Genomic DNA, 17,846 nt, shown 5'->3' on the forward strand with positions numbered 1-17,846 from the left:
GGCGGCAACCGGGTCTTTTTTATTTTATGCATTTCTCATGAAAGAAATACACAGAAATCCAAGAAAAAGAAATGCATTACATTGATATTCGTGAATACCTTTGCCAATAGTATCAATAGTATTTATACTACTATTTTAACCACTTTACCACAGCGTTATCAAGTGGTAATGTACTAGATTTTCTTAGATTCCATTAGCTTTCCCTAGATTCTACGAGTTCCGTCTAAAATTTTTCAAGAAGAATTGAAATGCATTACAGTTGATTCTTAAAAAGTTTCCTTAAGCTTTTCAGGAACATCAAAATCCTCAAAGGTAAACGGCACTTCTTCTTCCAATGCTTCAGAATCAACATCAAGCCCAGCGATTTTCGCAGAATCAAAGTTTACATCGTACAAGGTGACTCGTTCAGTACCACGTCCTGAAGAAGCATCATCCAGAACAGCTTGTAAGGTGAAATAAGGATCGCTTCCCTTTTTCACATAGTCCATCATAATAAGAACAAATTGAGAAGTCACTTTATAAAAAGTGGCTGTTCCCGTTCCATTTGCTCCGGTCGTTTTGTGCCCCGTCATCCGACGACCCATGATATTGACCTCGGATTTGTTTTTCTCTACATTGGCTTCAAACGTTTTGATATGGGCCATTTCTTCTCCATCAAGAAACAACCTGCCCTCTTTACCTGAAATGGTGTTTTGCGCTTTTAATGCCATTCCTATTTCACCTCAACATTAAAGTAGAACTTTTCAGCTGCATCCACCGGTTGAACTGCTAGATCAATCAGGAAGCCGTCACGATCATTATTCAGAGCAATTGTAATGTCATTCTCTGAATCAAAATCAGTAATGCCCCCATTATCTTGAAGAACACTCAAGTATTGAGTAATCAGCGTTTTTACAAACTGTAGTCCGTCATTTGTAGCAGGAACGTCACTGCCGCTTGCTTTGCGAGACTTGATCAATGCTTTCAATTGAGATGTCAGGTCATTATTGATTGCATCAAGTACACGGACAATTTTGTTTTTCTGGAACATCTTATTTTTCTCTGCTGTTAGGCTTGTGAGTGAATTAATGTCCTTTTCAACCGATACTGATTTATCACGAGAATCATAAGTAAACAAGAATTCGCCATTTGACAATCGTTCAACGATTTCATCGTTGTCAATTCGGTTAAGGACATCTACAGCTCCCTCGTATTCTACAAATGTAAGTGATTGATTAAATGTAGCCCCCGCACTTGCGCCTGCAACCCAAGCAGTAGCTTTTTCAGGAGTGATCTCCGTTCCGTCTTGAAGTAGGACGCCACCAGTTACATTGATAATACCCTCATGGTCTCCCTTGTAATTTGAAAGTACACCTTGAACCTTTTGCCCTTGGTTGTCTCTCAGCCGTTTGATAAACGCAACAAACGTTGCTTTTAATTGCTCGTTATCCTCTACAGGCAGTGCAATTGTGTCAAAGTATTCCGTTTCAGCCGCTTCCAAGAAAGCTGTATAATCAGCATTGGTCGGTGTTTTGTCTGTTCCACCTGACAAGCGGATTCCGGAAGTTGCCGGAAGAGCACCGCTGACGTCTTCAGGGGCCGTACCGGTTAACGGAATAGTGACTGTTAAATCCCCTTTCCCCGTAAACGTGACATAGTTATTTTGTTTAAGCTCTTCAGCTTTAGACACTGTTTGTTTATCCACTTCTGACTGATCAAGGTAGGTAGTGACATCAACTTTCGAAGAGTCAATAACGTTTTCTGTAATACTGATAATGATGTCATTCCCCTTTGTGCCGCCATAAAGAGCAGTAGCTTTTACACCTTCGCTAATGTCTGCTGAGGCACGAAGACCTTCCGTCAGACGATAAAGCAAGACTGTACTTGCCTTTTTCATTGCCTCACGTAAAAGCAACAGCGAAGGATCATCAATGTTCAACCCCACTTTTTTATTCAAGTCCTCGATTGAAGAGATAGAAATGAATTTCTTAACCTCACCCCAGCTGGATGCTATCGGTAGCGCAACTGTTCCACGTTCTCCGGCAGAAACACGGTTCTCCGCGGTCGTTTTAAAGTTAAAGTAAATACCGGCACGCTCTTTTTCCTTGCCGGGTGTGAATGTTCCGCCGTTCATCTATTTGACCTCCTTTTGAAGAAACTGAGTAATCAACTTCTTCGCTTCCGATTTTGTAATACTTGTTTTATGAACATGAAAAAGAGCACCGTCAAACACCTCGGGTCTTACCCCAAAGAGCTCTCGACTGTGCTCTCGCAAATCCTTAATATAAAAAGCATTTTCTGCTTTCTCTTTTTTAGTGGCCATCATTTCACCCCACTTTTAAATTTAAAACCATCAATTGAACGCTGTTCTTCCTGCTCATACCAATAGCGGCTCGTCCAGTTTAAGACAATGGTGGCGTAATCATCTGATACCCGCGTTTCTATTCGAGATAGGCGAATAAAATCCCCCGTATCCTCGCCAGATTCTTGTATAAGCGGAATTATGCCCCTTCTGCTTCTAAGTGTATCCGCAATCCTTTCTGCTTCATTATGAGCCTTCTGTGCGTTTTCGTGAAAGAGTTTTACGTTTAAAACATAGGCTTTCTGAAACGTAGATACTGTGTCCGCCCCATCGACCGTTGAAGCCGGTGGAAAGTAAAGAGACGGAACAGCAAAGTCCTGCGGTATTCCTTCTTCATACACTTGAACAGGATACAGTTTGTATAGATAGCCCATAATTGAACCTACTTCTTGATTCATGGCAGCACCGCCTTAAAATTCTTCATCGATCCATTGTTGCAGCTTCCGCTCAAGGCTTCTCTCAAACATCAACTGAAAAATAGCCATGGCGTTATCCCAAAAACCAGAACCGTCGATCCACTGGAACCTTAGCATCATTCCGGAATTTCTTTCAGCAGGGTCATACTCAAAACGGTCGCCTTTCCACCGCCCTGGAACCCACCGTCTATCCTGATTTTTAGACGGATCGATAGTAAAGTGACCATCATTGACGTATGAGGCGTATTCCAGATTTGTTCCAACATCCAACTTTAAGCTGCCTTTTGTCATTGAAAAGATATTACCCTGGTCACCTTTCTGAAAGGAATTAAGCAAGCGGCGTGTGTCTACCGTCTTCGTCCTGATAATTTCATCTTGAATAATGTCTAGGAACTCAAAACCCATAGCTTCAAGCCACTCCTCGTATTTCCCTTTCAATTCTCCACGAGAAGCACGGTTTAATGACTGAATGAACTGATCAAGACCTTTGATCTTCACAAATATTCAACCTCCCGTACTGCCGTAACTTCCCAATGATGATTCCTGACTTTGCGGGGCTTCTGTAATTTATAAGCAGTACCATCCCAAACCGCCCTGTCATTTACTCGAATATCAGCAGTAGCAGGGAAATGCACAAGGAATGATTGATAAATAGCTACATTCGGTTCTTGTTGGATAATGGACTGACTCTTTTCTGTAAAATAACACGGCTGATTTTCTATGTCCGGCTCATCAGGGTACGAAAAAGCCGGTTGAACATCTTCAACCGGCACCCCGAATTTTTGCTGTCTATTTTCTTTTTTCTCCTGTAGATGGTAAATGTCACATCTGTGAGTCAATAAGGATTGATAACTCATATTGATCTCATCCGCACTTTCGCTTCAATCCCTTCTAAATCAGGGTCAGCCGGTTTCACATAATCTTTTATTAATGCATACACATCAGGTTTTTGAAGAGAACTGCCATCCCCCAGAGTATATGAATAGTCACCAATTTTTTCAGTTGTATATCCTTTAATAATTGACTCGTCGCCATTTATAAGAGCATAAAACTGAGACAACTTTAATAGGGCCAGTCGAACCGTTTCAGGCAAAGGAATATACTCTGCATCTGTAAAATCATGTCCAACTTTAAGAATGATATCGGCAGTTGCCTCAAGTATATCCTGTTTTAACAACTCGTCAGGCCTGGTCTTTACAGACTCAAAAACTGAATAACTCTTTAATTCATCGGGAGTGATTAACAGCATAAGGTCACTCCCCTTTGTTATCTATTTCGTTAAGGATGTAGGCAATTCTTTCATCTGCGTTTTTGAAGTCAGACGGATTGCCACCAAGATTAGAAATAATGGATTCATGCTCTGCTTTATTCATACCTTTCAATTCCGATTCAGTATAATTTATCGGATCATCCTTTTGATTCTTAAGATCTTTATCTAGCACAAAATATGGATTTTCATTTAAATACTCATAGAGTTTTTTCGATACTGTTTGACTGACACCTGATCGAAAGGTAACTCCCATCACATTGTATGTTTTGCCTTTAATAAGCTTTGCAGTATACACGCCAGACCACCTACTCCTTCACTTTCACAATCTTGGCTACTGCGTCTTCTTCTTCAAAAACACTATCCAATTTCGCTGTCAAAACGATGATAAACATACGGCGACGGATGTCCTTATCTACTTCAATCCGAATGTTACGAGAGAATCCGAGAATAATATTCTTCGGATGAGTAAGGATGATATCAGAAACATCTGTGGCTGTATCTCCTTCTCCAATCGTATAAGGTTGTAAGTTCGCAATACCTTTGACCGGAACACCAAACGCAGAAGAAAGACCACCTTGAACAGCTGCATCCCCTAAGTTCGTTTGACGATCCGCTACACGATCTTTCCATTCAACCTCAATACCAGGCGATGTATAGAAACGGAACTCCTGCGGAATTCGCAAATATTTAGGAGGTACAGCTTTGTATCCTCGCTTGAACGTTTGGCGTGTCAGTTCCTCACCTGCAGCATCGACAATATGAGATGTAGCTTGTTTTCTGATGCCATCTAATTGTGCAAGATATGAGTCGGACGAAGATGTATCACCATTTACAAGCAATTCTTCAATATCAACTGCAGCACGTTCTGCTATCATTTGCATAATTGTATTTTGAAGACCATCTTTTTCGATGTTGTTTTCAAGTGTGTCATAAGTGATGTTAACTTCAGCAATTACTTCTTTTGTGCTTAAGTTAACTGTACTAGTTGATGGAACTGACTTTTGATCTTTAATTAGCGCAACTCCCTCTTGGGCTGCCCTTAAAATACGCTGACCAAAACCGATCTTCTCGATTTTTTGCGTATCATGATCCATTTGAATAACTCGCGCATCTCTTAAAATAGTTGGCGTATCTTGTACCATTCGAATAAAAGTTGAAGCTTGAGTAGGATTCATAATCCCACCGCTCTCTAAAGTAGAAAGCGTCATTTCTGCTTTATTAATAACCTCTTGATTCCTCATTCGTATCCTCCTTATCCATTAAAACAACCCTGACCAGATTGATTTTTGAACTTGTTCAGAACCCGATTCTTCAGTTTGCTTAGATGTTCCCCGGCTTTTTTCAATTGCTTCAATACGATCAGCGAGTGGTTGAACAGCTTCTGAAATTGCTTTTTTCAACTTCTCGCCCTCCTTTTCAGCATCTTCTTCTATTTTTTCTTTATCTTTCTTTTTAAGCTCTTCCTCTTTTTCTAATGTCTCGAGCCGTTTCTTAATTGGCTCTAATGCTTCTTGAATGGATTTCGTTACTTCCTCCGAAGTCATTTCTTCTTCCCCCTCTTCTGTTTCCACTTGGCTCAGTAAATTTCCCAGAGCAGTATGAGCATTTTTAATTTCTTGTAGGTTTGAAGCGGAAAACTTTCTGCCCGCCTTTGTAACTGGCTCTTCATAAGATTGCTGTTGTTTTCCAACAAAAAAGTTTTTGAGCAAATTAAAAAGCCCTTTCTCATCTGTTTTATCTTGAGAAACGGGCTTTTCTTCTTGTTTTTCAATTGTCTCAGCAGTCCCTGCCATTGAATAACCGGTAATTTCACCTTTTTTGATTTGCTCCCATACTTCCTCGGAAGCCTTCGTCACAAGGACCCATGATCCTTTTTTGATGGTTTCCCCATTCATTTCAAAGTCTGCAGGCGCGACATAGGATTCCACCACTTCACCAACGCCGCCTTGAAAATCATGCTGCTTGTCAATTTCTCGGGCATCTTTCAGGAATCCATGAGCGGCTTTTTCGATTTCTGCCGCTGTCATGAAATCTCCGTGAGCGTCCACTGTGTCTGGTTCATATACAATACCGTACACAAGTTTTTGCTCGTCCGCTTCTTTCGTAAGGACCTCGACTTCCTTTTGAAAGTCTGGCTGTTTTTCTGATTTCATAAAAAAGAACTGCTTTTGATTAGCAGCCTTGTCTACGTAGGAAACGTGTGTGATTTTTGCGTTTACCAATTCTCTTGGCATATTGTTCACCTCCTTTCAATAATTTTCTTAGATGTTTTTAAAATTAGTTCATAGTAATCTATAGCTTCTATCAAACTTAATGAATCATCTGCCTTTTTTGAGTAATGATTAACATCCAACATGAATTTCCTTAAATGATTTATTGAATTGTAAATGTTTAAATCGATTTTATATAATTTTTCTAAAGCTCTTTTTTTCTCAGACCAGCTTAACCCCTCAGGTATTACACCCTTTGACTCTATTAATCCGTCTATTGTCGTCTCGAAACTGACCCAGGAAGCTATAATACCCGCCGACGGAGAAAGCTCTGCTATATCAGTAATAAATTCCACTTCTTCACGTGCTTTTTCTAGTACATTCTCATCTTCAGAATCAGAGTCACTTTCAGATTCACCCAGTGATTTACTGACCTTTTCTAATTCTTCTTGGAAATTAATATTTATATCTTTATAGGTTAAACTCAATAATTTACCCAGTTTAGACATAAGTGTCTTTCTCAAAAGAATTACGATAATCACAATTGCAATAGGCCAAGAATTAAAAATCGTAGAAAAAAACTCTAGCCAGCTCATGACTTCCCTCATTTCTTAAAGTAATGAGGAAATTATACAATTTTATTCCATGTTTGCTAAGGCTTCTCTTCGAATCTCTTCTTTTTCATCTGCTGACAATCCCAAAATCTCGTTATCTACCACAGGCGATAGAACACAATGGCAATTTACCCGTTCCCCTGCCGATAGTTTAGGATCTCGTGGAAACATGCAGGTCTCTCCGCTACCTGGTATATGAAATTCTTCATCCACTCCAATGACTGTGCCGTCAAGATCGATGTGATTTTCACGAAGATTGTTCTTCTTCCCTCCGCTGTGCCGCCACTTCTTTTTCTTTACTGCTGGCGATTGTGCATATGATTCATGCTGCGCGGCAGAGGAAGCAGCAAGCACTTCAGTGATGGCCGTAGTACGTGCCCGGTCCCTATCAAATTGCAGCATGTCTTTGAGAGTCAATTCAATGTCCTGTATAGATAATCCCTTCTCGATAGCATCAGTCAGTACGTTTTCCACTGCTTCATGAGTATTCAGCTTCATGATCCCAGCCAACTTCTTTGACCAATCCTTAATCCAATTAACTGTACGGGTAGATAAGACTTTAAAAGGCACTTCTGGATCTATAGAATCCATGATTACTTCAGCCAGCTCTTCAATAGTCTGTTGCAGGAATCCTTCGGTAAGTTCCTGAAATTCTTCCTCAAAGTCGTCCTCGGCAAATAGGTTCTGCGTAAAAAACACTAGAAGGGCTTCTAGCGTCTCTTTTGAGTCTTTGCCTATAAAACCATTCACACCATCTAAAAACTTCTTACGCTGGCGCCTGAGTAATCTAGCGATGCCTTTTTCATATTCCTCCACATACTTGGGTATATTAGATTTGCCAGGAAAGTCAGGTACCATCTCCCCCAATTGTTTATACTGATTTTCCTTGGCTTTTTGAATAAATGCGTTCAAACTGTCCAATAGCTTATCCGCTTTGTTCATCTCTTCAAATCCTCCAGAACATCCCGCATATCTTTTAATAACCCGATCATATCAGGAGTACCGTTCTTAGATTTAAACAGCGCAGCCAAAGAATCGGAAGCGGACGACTCGTTAGTTTTACCAAGCGGCCTGTTGTATTCTTCTTCTGGCCATTCTTCAAGTGTCTTACCGAGTACTCGGCCAGCCAAATCACGTAGATCATTCGGAGAAACTGCACCTGCTGTTATAAACGGTGTTAGAACCTTAGCAATTTCTAAAGGATCTCTAAAGTCTGGCCCTTTCAACATAAGACGAACCTTATGAATTTCAAGATCATTTAGAAATAAAGCATTCAGTTTACCTGTGATCAACTTTCGTTCAGGCTGAAAGACCTGTTCCTCAGTAATCTTTCTTGCTGTATCTGCAGTCGCTCTGTTGTAATCTTGAGCTTCACCAGTATAAAGTGGAGGCAAACGAAAAGCCGATCTAATTTTATCTCGGCTCTTTTGGTCATATTCAAGAAACAAAGCATCTTCTTGAAGGATTTCAGCAAGTGATTTAATATCAACTTTTACTGGAGCAATCTCTTCATCACCATGAATGTTTTTCCCCTTCGCTATGCCTTCCGCTTCAAGTAAAAGAAACTTATGTGCGTTCTCCACTCCTTCAAGACCATTCATATAATCCTGCAATTGTGTATATGAGTCCTCTGACAACATACCATTTTCAATTGTAATGGCTGCGGGAATATGTCTACCTTGCTTGAAGTACATGAAGTTCAGCTCTTCAGCTTTACGAGCACCATACAAATTAACAATATGGCCAATCCATCTGGGCTTACCATAAGTACCGCTTCCTATCTTGAAATGAACTACTTCATTAGCTTGTTTCTCGAATGGAGTCTGCTCATCATATTGACCTGACTCCAGATTTAAAGTGCGTGGGTCCCCATACTCTTTAAAGTAAACCATACGGCCGTCAATCATCTGAACATACTTACGAAATCGTTTTTCTCTTTTGATTGATTTCATTTGTCCTTGTTCGAAGTATGTAAAATCAACTTCGATTGGTTCAGACAGTTTGCAAACCCGAACATTTTGAACGTCCATATATTCAATACCAGCTGGCTTATTTTCACCGTTTCGAATCACTTCGATAAAGCCATTTCCTGTCTTTTCTCGGTCTTCAATAACAAAGCCGAGTAAAGTCTCTGCTGACTCATCAAAGTGAAGATATTTAACGAACTCTTCAAGCTTAGTCCATTCACTTTCAGCTTCTGTTTTTTCTTCATTTGTCACATCTGGAGAATTGACATCAAACGAATACTCAAAATCAAAACCAAAACCCACAATATTTGTCCTGTAGGCATCAACACATTGCTGCAATATCGTTGAATACTCAGCAATCATCTTTAATTCTTTAAGGTTATACGGAGGCGGCAAAATATTGCTGTCATAGCTGTCCGCAAATTCATCTTCATAAATTTGTTTCGTTGATTCAGTAGGTGGAGAAGCTTTGATCACTCGTGCTTTAACAGATTGTTTTGACATGCTTTACCTCCTTCCTGGTCTTGATCTTTGCGGTCTACCTTTAGATTCTTCTTTCAAATCGGTTACCTCATAATCATCGAGAGCGTACCAAATAGCTGACAGTGTATGCGGGTCTATGGTGAACTCATCTTCTATGATGTTCCCCAGCTTATCAGTAGCATAAGTGAGCGGTTTAAGTTCATAAATCGTGTTCTCGCAACTGTCAGAGCAAATGATCTTCTTGAACCGTTTGATCTTCTTTGTGTATTGGAGACGTGATCCTTGGTACTTACGGGCACCCACCATATTGAAACCGTGTTGCTGAAAGAAACGTATTGTTTTGGGCTCTGCTGAATCCGATTTGATTAACTCTTTAGTCTCTACAAATTCCTTGAGTTCTTCGGCTGTCTTATCGTCAGTCAATCCATTTTTGTAATACTCCCAGTAGATATAGAGGTATTTCTTTTCAGGATCAACAGCAACCCTAACGACGGCGTTATACGACTCAACAAAACCAAAGTCCATGCCAACTCGTTTAAGAGGGCGGTTAATATCAGCAATAGCCTTCAAAACCTCTTCATGAGGCCATTCTTCAAACTGCGGTAGTACCCGAATTCCATTCACGCCAAAATGACCTTTCCGCGCAATTCGGTAAAGGTCAGGGTCATATTCCTTCAATTCTTCAAGTTGCTGGACATAGCTTTCTGGCAGAAAAAGATTATCATCCGCCGTTGAGTGATGATAATAGGTGTCGTTGCTAACGATTATCCGCTTTTCATAAAGCTCCTTATCATCCAGTACAAATCGTTTCTCTCGATCATCTTTAAAGAAATGTTTAAAAGTCCAATTATCTTCTCCAACTGGATTTGTTGAAAGTATCATGTGAAGCGGCAATGTCGGGTGACGAAGACGTCCTAACAGCTCCTTGAATCCCTCATACTTCACTTCTGAACATTCCTCAATCCAAATAAGCGAAATATTATTGATTGATTTCAGTTTGGCTGGCTTATCCATCCCTTTAAAGATGATGCGACTGCCATTTGAAAATCGAATCTGCATAGGAGAAGATACACACCTAACGATATGATCTAATTTCAGATCACTTACAAGTTCATCAAAAAGAGAAAATGTGGAGTCCCTATGTGTGTCGTACACTTCTCTGATAACAAGAGCAGTCCGTTTTTCTTTAAGCAATTTCAGAATAATCTTCAAAGCAACATGATAACTTTTGGATGATCCATAACCACCAACAAGAAACTGAAACTTTTGATTCCAGTCAAAGAGAAATTCTTTAAAATGTGGATTTACTTGTTTAATCACTGTCATCACCTTTGTTCACAATGGTGATTTCAAAAGGTTTATCTTCTTCTGTAAGTTCTTCAATCTCTAATTTTTTCTTGTTGATATTTAAACACATATGCTCCAATTTAAGGCGTCGTTCGTCTTCTGCATGAGCTAATTCATCAAACTGTTTAATTAGATTCCTGAGCTCCGCCATTGCCCGAGATTGAGCATTTAAGAACGTTGCATGACGATCCCAAGAAAATTGGAATTCATACTCTTCCTCTTCAACTTCGTTTGTCTCAGATAGGACAGACTTTTTCTTTTTCAATTCTTTAATCATTTCTTCCTTATCAGAAACGAACATGATCTTTTGCGCTCTAATAATCGCGGCATATTGGATCTGTATTTGGTCCCATATCATATCGACAGGTGAGCGCTCCTGAATCTCTTCCATGATGGTTAGTGTTTCTTTTGGCAGGAACTTTGAGAAGAATCCATGTATCACAGCGTTTTGATTTCCATTTGGTGCACCACCCTTATTCCCTAAAGCATTTTTGTTACCGAGTGGTGCACCTACTTTTTTTGTGTGCACACTTTTCTTGGAGGGTGCACCCTTTTTTCTTTGCCAACCATGCCGCTGTTTCCACGATTTAATGGTGTTCACTGACACTCCGTACTTCTCGGCAAGATCCTTGTATTTCATACCTTTAACGTAATCTTTATACGCCTGTATGTGCTTTTCAATCATCTACATCCACCGCCGCCTCCTTTGAATTGAGTTGTTTTGAAATCAATGTGCTGGAATAAATATAACCAGCAAAAAAATAAAAGCTCCCCCATGTAGGAGAGCGCATATGGTACTTTTTCTCGCACTTAAAGAACCTATTACAGTTCTATTTTTCGATAATCTTGATCATCTAATAGCCTAATAAGATAATTTATTTTTTTCCTTTCTTTTTTTTATGTTTATTATCAAAAAAACCAAATACAACTGCCAATGCAATAATTATCGCGACCCACCAAGACCAATCCACTTTATTACCTCTTTTCTATAAATATTAATTTAAGTAACCTGCTTAATTAGCTGCCTTCATCGGTACTGCTAATATTGATACGTTTATAATAAGTTCTAGGTTTCATTAATCATATCCTCTCTAAGCTAAGCCATTACTCAGAGGCTGTTAGTCGCAAATAATCTCTTCTAAGATAAAGGACATGGTTACATCGCAAATTAAAAGAGCATCCCGAGGGATACTCTTTTTTAATTAGTTTTATCTTTTTTTCACATCAAATTGCGTTACAAGTCGCATGTTTACATTCGCAATACGCTTACCATCTTCAAACTCATACCAATGTTCACATTCTTGCAATTCTTTTATAAGTGCTTTTTCAGATTCGGCAATTACTTTAGCTGTTCTTACATTTTCATTATCAAACCAAAAAACAACCTCAAATTTCATAATCTTTCACCTCTTGCTTTATTATCGGGCAAGAGGTCTTTAAATGGAATGGTTCGCAAAATTTGTCGAATGATTTATTATCCTGTGTACTATATAGTTTAGGTGGCTCAATAAAATTTCTGCCGCGCCGACCTGCCTCCCATTTTACACCACAGATTTTTTCAGATTCAACAAACGCTCAAAGTGACAATCTTGGCATAATTGGCTGATCAACACGTCTTTCATTTTGCGTACAGTTTCCCGTGAAAAGCCAAGATGAAGACTAATAGCACGGTAGCTCATTCCCTCCATCATGCAGTCATAAATGACTTTATGCTGCTCCCCTTTGATCTTTTCGGCACCTAGCTCAACTGCATATACTCGCTCTTCATAATACTTAAGACGTTTGAAAAGACGTTCCTCTCTCATATCCATTTGCCTCAGCTCAGCCTGACTCTTCCCAGGACTTCCTTTTGGCATAGCAGCTTCTAATCCATATTGTGCAATACCCCAATTCTTCATTGGAATTACGGAACCATAGAGTACTCTTTGCAATCGATGAACCTCTTTCACCATCCAGTGATAGCTATTGATTAGATTTTCAATTTCTTTTTGATTCATGATTGTGTCCTCCTTTTCAAATAAAAAACGGACACCAAACAAACAACGTAAATGCTGTAAGTTCAGTGTCCGCAGGCTTTCCGTCTTGGACTAATCTTTTAAATTTAATAATAAATCATTCAAATCGTAAATAAATTTGTAAACAACTTCGTGAAATTCTTTGCAAAATTCCCTATTTAGTATATGTATTCTGTCACGGTCATCAATTTCAATATAATTGGTTTTTCTAATAATTTGAATTAATTCTTTTTGCTTTGTTTCATCTGGTATCATTGTTATTATTCCTGAATTGTGAATATAACAATTTCTAATCTTAGAATAATCAACTATTTTATTCCAAACATTGTTCGAGAATATTTCTGACTCTTTAAATTTCTCATTACTTTTATATCTTAATTTAAAATAACTTTTGGCTTTAAAAATCCCTCTATCATACTTAACTTTTTCTAAAATTGCTTTATCTAAACATCTACTTATAAGGTGGTACTCTAAAAAGCTATATATACTTGTAAATACACTACTTCTCAAAATTGAAGGATATGTGATATTGAAGTCATGGTATTCATCAATATAATAATCCCAATAATCTTCTTCAATTTCTGGGCTTAATTCTTTTGCTTCATTTTCATATCGTTTTTTTGCTATTTCAAACCTATCTTCAACATCATCCAGATATTCTATAAATTCATTTAAAGGTGACAAAACTCTTAAATAGAAAACAGCACCTGATCCCTTTAAAAACATTACTATCCTCCAGCGTTTTAGTTTATTTTACTACAAACCAATTTTAAGTGCTTCTTAAAACAAAGTTTATACCACCTTAAACCCTATCTCATGATCAACCCGCGCAAAGCTCCCCTTCACAGTTTGGATCACTGTTTTACCGTGCTCAGGAGCATCTAAGACATGGGCAGTACCTTGATTCCCGTCTAAAACAATGATCTTAACTTTCCCTGGGTCAATCTTCTGCTGAATAGTGAAGTCTTTTTTGATGTTTATTTCTCTTGGATTGTACACTTGAAGCGCCCCCTATGTTATGATAGAAGTACCAGTTCATATCAAGAACACTGAGGCTAAGCGCTTCAGTGTTTTTTATTTTTACGCAGAAACCTCTTTTATCTTGATCTCCACCCTCGGCTCATCGCTATAAAACTTGCTGACTTTCAGATCCACAACCTGACTATCATCTTTGTATATCAGATGATTCAAAGCATCTTTCACACCCTTTACATAGTTATCAACGTCGGGCTTTGTGGTCGGCCTCAGAAGACCTTTTTCAGCTTTTTCTTTCTTCTTTGATGAGTTTGAAACTGATTTTGGCATTGGTCTATACACTTTGACATCCATTGCAACTGGACCAGTAATAATTGTTTCTGGGCGATGCTGAGATGCAACCAATGCCACATACTGCTTAAAGTGCTTTGATTTCGCTGGATCACGCATATGCACCTTCCCATTTCGTATTGATCCACGCGGCCGTCCTTGTGCGACTGGCTCACCATAAACAGTGAACTTAATGCAATCCAACTGTTCTTTACCTCCCGTCAAGCTGTTCCCATAGCTGAATTTCTTTTTCTATTCTCGATGCGGAGAGTAAAATTGTCAGCAGAGACACGACTGCTTTAAGCACTCAGCATCCGCTCCATTTGCTTTATTTTTTCCTTAAGTAAACGGATTGTTGGTGTAAGATCTTTACCTTCAGTTGGATTTGAAGGTCCAAATATATAAAGTCCACCAGTTGCTTTTACATTCATTTTCTCCTTCATTCCCAATCACCTAACCTATGATTTAATTGCATTCGATCGCCTTTAATAATCACTATGTAATCACGACACATCTGGTGAATACGTGAACCAAGAGCCTCGTCTATATCCAAAATCTCATCAATTGTTAACTCCGAAGAAATCAGCAAAGGCTTATGATTCAAATAACGATAATTTAGGACTGACTGGATTTGTTCAACCTGCCAGTCGGTTGCCCTTGGTTGACCGTTTATTGGTTTAAATAAGTCATCAAGGAATAGAACTTCGACCTTTCTCATGGCATCCAGTTTTGCTTCTAAATTGTCAAAGTCAGCTTTCAAATCACCCATGCCCTCTACATAAGGGAAATACATGCAGTGTACTGATTTTTTCTTGATCAGATTATTCATTATCGCCGTGAGCAAATGAGTTTTACCGCTACCTGGCTGTCCAAGTAATGCGATACTGTTTTGCCGTTCTCCTTTGATTTTTTGAAAATCTTTATAGTATTCCACTGCACATTCATAGGCGTCCTTGATCATGTCTGGCTTACCGTCCGTGATGAAGTTACCAAAGAGAAGCTTTTCAAACTCTTCTGTAATGCCACTAGCTGACATGAGTCTGGCTATTTTCTTTCGTCTCACACATTCACACTGTTTTGAATAAGTATCTTTCCATTCACTAGCTTTGTCCGGCGTGCAAACCTTCCCCAAAAGAAAATCATCTTCGAGTACCATTTCGTCTGGAACCATAAGATCTAACTGTTCATCTAAATGCCAAGGAGTATCTTTATGGACCCGATAAACGACAATTCCACGATCATTACAATAAGGACAATTAAATTCAGCCTTTTCTACGGATGCGGCCTGTTTTGTTCCCAAAAAGCGGGCTGACTTTTCCCGAAGTTCCTGCATGATCGTTTGAAATGCGGTGTCTATACTGACTGCTTTGTTTATAGCCATATTGTTTCTCCTTTCTCTTTTGAGTGAATGGATTTGATAAGATGGCTTGAACATATGACAAACTTGCTGATTTCCCCTTTAGCTGAAACGCTGTCTTGATAGCCTCCATCACTTTTTCTTCACCATAATCGTCGACCATGTATCCAATTCGCTGTGCCTCTATAGGACCGACTGACCGAGCAACTTTGTTTTCATATAGCTCAAAGGCATTTTTCATTTTGTCATCGACCTCCTGATGTTCAATCTCAGCTGGTTCCAAAGCTTTTTTCTTCATGTAATTTCCTAGCTGTATGTAGTCCGCATAATGAAGTATGGTGACGATGAACCCTCTTTTTTGTGGAAGACGGTGCAATTTGATATATCCCTGTTTCTCCATTCGGTCTAGTGAGTATTTGATCTGTGCAGCTGACCAGTTAAAATCTTTTGCAAGTTCCACAATTTTGATAATGGTCTGCCCAAGCTCTAGCTCTTGATTTGGCCTGTATTCAGCTCTTTTGAACAAGTGATCATAAATTTTTTCATCCCTAAACTCTTTGAATGGTAGTCGGGGTATGACCACATACCCCATTGCTTTTATGTCCAAGTCACTCACCTACTTCCTTTCACAGAGTGCAGTTATGTCACAGGTGCCGGCCTCAATCGAACGGAAGTTCATCTTCTTTTATGTCTACAGGCTTACCGTCAAAAGGATCAGCTTCTTGTTCGCTTGTTTTTTCCGGTTCGTCTTTGTTTGAAGGCTCGGAATCGATAATTTCTGAGCTATCCGCTTCATTGGTAATGTCAATCCGTTCTCTTGTTTTATCTTCCTCAATAACTGCTTTTTGCATTTCCACAGAGAGAATCCCCCACTTGCTCAAAACTGCTTTTAATACAGTCTTAAGAGCCATCGCATCCCAATCATTTTTCCATCCAAAATCAGATTTGCTGAATTTCTTTTTGTGTTTCTCTACTTGTGCCTTTGTCCAGTACACTGTTTTTCGGAAGCCATTTATCAACTCAAAATAAGCTGCATAACCACTTACCGCGTCTGATTCTCGTTTTTCAAAATCAATCTCGATCTCCTCAGTCAATGGATTCCACTTCTGCAATTCTCCTTCATGAATCGGTATGCAATTGATGGACTTATATTGGCCTGTTCGTAAGGCAAGCTGGATATATCCTTTGTACCCAAGCTGGAATTGAGCCTTACCTCCATAAGGAACAATCCAGGCATATCCTAAGTTTTTATCTATAGGCAGATCGAGTGTAGCTGCCACCATTGCTGAGGATATGACACTCATAGGATCTGTTTTCTGCAGCATCTGCTCGCTGTTATATAGGCTTAAGATAGAGGCAGTAAACTGTGTAGCCCTCTTCCCTAATACTTCCTCAAATCGCTTAATAACGGATGGGGAGGAAAGTAAACCCTTCATGGTTGCTCCTTGCTGTTGCACAGGTGCGCTTTTTTGTTTCTTTTGGATGTTGTTTTTAATTGATTGATTAGTAGCCATAATCAGCTAACCTCCTTGATTCTAAAACGTCTGAAATGAGTTTCCTTTTTGACCTCCTCGTAAATATCCGGAAACTGCTCTTTCAGCTTTTTCGTGTCAACTCGATTTGAGACAACAGGCTTCCAATAAGCTTGATAGTTGCCGATAAACCCATACTCTGCATCCTTCATTTCATGTTTGATCTGGTTTTCTAATTCTTTTGCCTGACTTTGAAGCTCTGAGAGCTGTTCTTTAAGATGCAAATATTGTTGAATACGTTCTCGATTAGTCGCAGTTAAATCAATAGCTTTGTTATTTTCCGTTTCGGCATATCGCTTTTTGAGGTATTCCTCCGCAGCACTTGACCCATCTAAAGCAGGAGCTTGTCCACCTAAGACCTTTTCATTCCAGAACTCAATCTCTGCTTCAAAGATCATGTCAATTAACTCGTCGTCTCTCTCAATCTCTTTCCAAACAAACTTGTTTCCGCCAATCAGCACAGCAAAGTAAGCCTTCTGATATTCAGGTCCAAGTACACCCAGGTAATGCTGGACCTGAACGATATAGCTCTCGGGGATTTCTTCGTCCTCCCATTCTTTTAAGTTGTAAGCAGAGGTTGTTTTACATTCAAGGATCGCTTTTTCACCAACGATCATTCGGTCTACATTAGCCAAAATGAAATCATGTTCTGGATGTCTAAGTATTGCTTTTTTACGTCTAACCTTCTTGCCACTACGAATCTCAAATTCTTTTGCAACAATGTCTTCAAGCAATGATCCAAAGTAAGCAGCTTCACTTTGCGATTCACTAACAGGGACCTGTCCTGTTTTGTCTAACCATAATTCAAAAGGTGTCTTCCACTTGTTTAACCCCAAGATAATGGATGCATCTGAGCCGCCAATCCCTTTTCTTCTTTCAATAAGCCATTCATCACGGCTCATTTCAGAAGTCTTAGCAAGAACCTCAGCTCTTCTTGTCATAACCCTAACCCCCATTGTTTTTATTGAGGCTATCTGATAAAATATTTG

25 protein-coding genes are annotated in these 17,846 nt (G+C 39.3%); all 25 read right to left on the reverse strand.

Annotated elements, in window-relative coordinates; translation table 11 throughout:
- Positions 1-266 precede the first annotated feature (266 nt).
- Positions 267-710 (reverse strand): phage tail tube protein, encoded by a 444-nt coding sequence (locus NSQ12_RS13425; RefSeq protein ID WP_015714312.1) that lies wholly within the window; start codon positions 708-710, stop codon positions 267-269.
- A gap of 2 nt (positions 711-712) precedes the next feature.
- A complete protein-coding gene (locus NSQ12_RS13430; RefSeq protein ID WP_015714313.1) occupies positions 713-2,113 on the reverse strand; it encodes a phage tail sheath family protein in 1,401 nt (466 codons plus the stop codon).
- Complete coding sequence (locus tag NSQ12_RS13435; protein ID WP_032679171.1) at positions 2,114-2,305, reverse strand: hypothetical protein; 192 nt, start codon at positions 2,303-2,305, stop codon at positions 2,114-2,116.
- A complete protein-coding gene (locus NSQ12_RS13440; protein WP_015714315.1) occupies positions 2,302-2,739 on the reverse strand; it encodes a DUF6838 family protein in 438 nt (145 codons plus the stop codon). Before NSQ12_RS13440 ends, NSQ12_RS13435 begins: the two co-directional genes overlap by 4 nt.
- A gap of 12 nt (positions 2,740-2,751) precedes the next feature.
- Complete coding sequence (locus NSQ12_RS13445) at positions 2,752-3,255, reverse strand: HK97 gp10 family phage protein (protein ID WP_015714316.1); 504 nt, start codon at positions 3,253-3,255, stop codon at positions 2,752-2,754.
- Entirely contained in the window at positions 3,252-3,614 is a 363-nt protein-coding gene (locus NSQ12_RS13450) for a YqbH/XkdH family protein (protein WP_015714317.1), read from the reverse strand. Before NSQ12_RS13450 ends, NSQ12_RS13445 begins: the two co-directional genes overlap by 4 nt.
- The gene (locus tag NSQ12_RS13455; protein ID WP_015714318.1) at positions 3,611-4,006 is read right to left on the reverse strand and encodes a DUF3199 family protein; all 396 of its coding nucleotides are present in this window, start codon (positions 4,004-4,006) and stop codon (positions 3,611-3,613) included. Before NSQ12_RS13455 ends, NSQ12_RS13450 begins: the two co-directional genes overlap by 4 nt.
- A 4-nt stretch (positions 4,007-4,010) precedes the next feature.
- Positions 4,011-4,322, reverse strand: a complete 312-nt coding sequence (locus NSQ12_RS13460; protein WP_015714319.1) for a YqbF domain-containing protein — start codon at positions 4,320-4,322, stop codon at positions 4,011-4,013.
- Between the two features lie 10 nt (positions 4,323-4,332).
- Complete coding sequence (locus NSQ12_RS13465) at positions 4,333-5,268, reverse strand: phage major capsid protein (protein ID WP_015714320.1); 936 nt, start codon at positions 5,266-5,268, stop codon at positions 4,333-4,335.
- Between the two features lie 18 nt (positions 5,269-5,286).
- Positions 5,287-6,261, reverse strand: a complete 975-nt coding sequence (locus tag NSQ12_RS13470; RefSeq protein ID WP_015714321.1) for an XkdF-like putative serine protease domain-containing protein — start codon at positions 6,259-6,261, stop codon at positions 5,287-5,289.
- A gap of 5 nt (positions 6,262-6,266) precedes the next feature.
- A complete protein-coding gene (locus NSQ12_RS13475; RefSeq protein WP_015714322.1) occupies positions 6,267-6,833 on the reverse strand; it encodes a hypothetical protein in 567 nt (188 codons plus the stop codon).
- 42 nt (positions 6,834-6,875) lie between these two features.
- Positions 6,876-7,793 (reverse strand): phage minor head protein, encoded by a 918-nt coding sequence (locus NSQ12_RS13480; RefSeq protein ID WP_015714323.1) that lies wholly within the window; start codon positions 7,791-7,793, stop codon positions 6,876-6,878.
- Entirely contained in the window at positions 7,790-9,322 is a 1,533-nt protein-coding gene (locus NSQ12_RS13485) for a phage portal protein (protein WP_015714324.1), read from the reverse strand. The genes NSQ12_RS13480 and NSQ12_RS13485 overlap by 4 nt, the downstream gene beginning before the upstream one ends.
- Positions 9,323-9,325: 3 nt before the next feature.
- Complete coding sequence (locus NSQ12_RS13490) at positions 9,326-10,621, reverse strand: PBSX family phage terminase large subunit (RefSeq protein WP_015714325.1); 1,296 nt, start codon at positions 10,619-10,621, stop codon at positions 9,326-9,328.
- A complete protein-coding gene (terS, locus tag NSQ12_RS13495) occupies positions 10,614-11,333 on the reverse strand; it encodes a phage terminase small subunit (protein WP_032722175.1) in 720 nt (239 codons plus the stop codon). The genes NSQ12_RS13490 and terS overlap by 8 nt, the downstream gene beginning before the upstream one ends.
- 523 nt (positions 11,334-11,856) lie before the next feature.
- Positions 11,857-12,045 carry a hypothetical protein gene (locus tag NSQ12_RS13500; protein WP_032722176.1) on the reverse strand — a complete coding sequence of 63 codons (189 nt, stop codon included), beginning with the start codon at positions 12,043-12,045 and terminating at the stop codon, positions 11,857-11,859.
- A 144-nt stretch (positions 12,046-12,189) separates the two neighbouring features.
- Positions 12,190-12,645, reverse strand: coding sequence for a hypothetical protein (locus tag NSQ12_RS13505; protein WP_032722177.1), 456 nt, complete (start codon positions 12,643-12,645; stop codon positions 12,190-12,192).
- A gap of 90 nt (positions 12,646-12,735) precedes the next feature.
- Positions 12,736-13,389: a hypothetical protein gene (locus NSQ12_RS13510; protein WP_032722179.1), complete on the reverse strand. Its 654-nt coding sequence runs from the start codon at positions 13,387-13,389 to the stop codon at positions 12,736-12,738.
- Positions 13,390-13,455: 66 nt separating this feature from the next.
- On the reverse strand, positions 13,456-13,662 hold the full coding sequence (locus NSQ12_RS13515; RefSeq protein WP_032722180.1) for an XtrA/YqaO family protein: 207 nt from the start codon (positions 13,660-13,662) through the stop codon (positions 13,456-13,458).
- Positions 13,663-13,743: 81 nt separating this feature from the next.
- Entirely contained in the window at positions 13,744-14,172 is a 429-nt protein-coding gene (locus NSQ12_RS13520; protein WP_032722181.1) for a RusA family crossover junction endodeoxyribonuclease, read from the reverse strand.
- A gap of 95 nt (positions 14,173-14,267) precedes the next feature.
- Positions 14,268-14,417, reverse strand: coding sequence for a hypothetical protein (locus NSQ12_RS13525; protein WP_074794430.1), 150 nt, complete (start codon positions 14,415-14,417; stop codon positions 14,268-14,270).
- Positions 14,408-15,349 (reverse strand): ATP-binding protein, encoded by a 942-nt coding sequence (locus NSQ12_RS13530; RefSeq protein ID WP_074794427.1) that lies wholly within the window; start codon positions 15,347-15,349, stop codon positions 14,408-14,410. The genes NSQ12_RS13525 and NSQ12_RS13530 overlap by 10 nt, the downstream gene beginning before the upstream one ends.
- Positions 15,231-15,908, reverse strand: coding sequence for a DnaD domain protein (locus NSQ12_RS13535; RefSeq protein WP_116758330.1), 678 nt, complete (start codon positions 15,906-15,908; stop codon positions 15,231-15,233). The genes NSQ12_RS13530 and NSQ12_RS13535 overlap by 119 nt, the downstream gene beginning before the upstream one ends.
- Positions 15,909-15,984: 76 nt before the next feature.
- Positions 15,985-16,839 carry a recombinase RecT gene (locus NSQ12_RS13540; RefSeq protein ID WP_015714338.1) on the reverse strand — a complete coding sequence of 285 codons (855 nt, stop codon included), beginning with the start codon at positions 16,837-16,839 and terminating at the stop codon, positions 15,985-15,987.
- A 2-nt stretch (positions 16,840-16,841) separates the two neighbouring features.
- Entirely contained in the window at positions 16,842-17,813 is a 972-nt protein-coding gene (locus NSQ12_RS13545; RefSeq protein WP_072175921.1) for a YqaJ viral recombinase family protein, read from the reverse strand.
- Positions 17,814-17,846 lie beyond the last annotated feature (33 nt).

It is taken from the genome of Bacillus sp. PS95 (assembly GCF_037963565.1).
Classification (GTDB): domain Bacteria; phylum Bacillota; class Bacilli; order Bacillales; family Bacillaceae; genus Bacillus; species Bacillus subtilis.

What these genes read in the sequence shown, in the direction of transcription:
- NSQ12_RS13485 (WP_015714324.1), bottom strand. Translation starts at nt 9,322, where the DNA reads ATGTCAAAACAATCTGTTAAAGCACGAGTGATCAAAGCTTCTCCACCT.
- NSQ12_RS13435 (WP_032679171.1), bottom strand. Translation starts at nt 2,305, where the DNA reads ATGATGGCCACTAAAAAAGAGAAAGCAGAAAATGCTTTTTATATTAAG.
- NSQ12_RS13545 (WP_072175921.1), bottom strand. Translation starts at nt 17,813, where the DNA reads ATGGGGGTTAGGGTTATGACAAGAAGAGCTGAGGTTCTTGCTAAGACT.
- terS (WP_032722175.1), bottom strand. Translation starts at nt 11,333, where the DNA reads ATGATTGAAAAGCACATACAGGCGTATAAAGATTACGTTAAAGGTATG.
- NSQ12_RS13510 (WP_032722179.1), bottom strand. Translation starts at nt 13,389, where the DNA reads ATGTTTTTAAAGGGATCAGGTGCTGTTTTCTATTTAAGAGTTTTGTCA.
- NSQ12_RS13450 (WP_015714317.1), bottom strand. Translation starts at nt 3,614, where the DNA reads ATGAGTTATCAATCCTTATTGACTCACAGATGTGACATTTACCATCTA.
- NSQ12_RS13480 (WP_015714323.1), bottom strand. Translation starts at nt 7,793, where the DNA reads ATGAACAAAGCGGATAAGCTATTGGACAGTTTGAACGCATTTATTCAA.
- NSQ12_RS13465 (WP_015714320.1), bottom strand. Translation starts at nt 5,268, where the DNA reads ATGAGGAATCAAGAGGTTATTAATAAAGCAGAAATGACGCTTTCTACT.
- NSQ12_RS13500 (WP_032722176.1), bottom strand. Translation starts at nt 12,045, where the DNA reads ATGAAATTTGAGGTTGTTTTTTGGTTTGATAATGAAAATGTAAGAACA.
- NSQ12_RS13540 (WP_015714338.1), bottom strand. Translation starts at nt 16,839, where the DNA reads ATGGCTACTAATCAATCAATTAAAAACAACATCCAAAAGAAACAAAAA.
- NSQ12_RS13475 (WP_015714322.1), bottom strand. Translation starts at nt 6,833, where the DNA reads ATGAGCTGGCTAGAGTTTTTTTCTACGATTTTTAATTCTTGGCCTATT.
- NSQ12_RS13440 (WP_015714315.1), bottom strand. Translation starts at nt 2,739, where the DNA reads ATGAATCAAGAAGTAGGTTCAATTATGGGCTATCTATACAAACTGTAT.
- NSQ12_RS13470 (WP_015714321.1), bottom strand. Translation starts at nt 6,261, where the DNA reads ATGCCAAGAGAATTGGTAAACGCAAAAATCACACACGTTTCCTACGTA.
- NSQ12_RS13455 (WP_015714318.1), bottom strand. Translation starts at nt 4,006, where the DNA reads ATGCTGTTAATCACTCCCGATGAATTAAAGAGTTATTCAGTTTTTGAG.
- NSQ12_RS13505 (WP_032722177.1), bottom strand. Translation starts at nt 12,645, where the DNA reads ATGAATCAAAAAGAAATTGAAAATCTAATCAATAGCTATCACTGGATG.
- NSQ12_RS13530 (WP_074794427.1), bottom strand. Translation starts at nt 15,349, where the DNA reads ATGGCTATAAACAAAGCAGTCAGTATAGACACCGCATTTCAAACGATC.
- NSQ12_RS13430 (WP_015714313.1), bottom strand. Translation starts at nt 2,113, where the DNA reads ATGAACGGCGGAACATTCACACCCGGCAAGGAAAAAGAGCGTGCCGGT.
- NSQ12_RS13425 (WP_015714312.1), bottom strand. Translation starts at nt 710, where the DNA reads ATGGCATTAAAAGCGCAAAACACCATTTCAGGTAAAGAGGGCAGGTTG.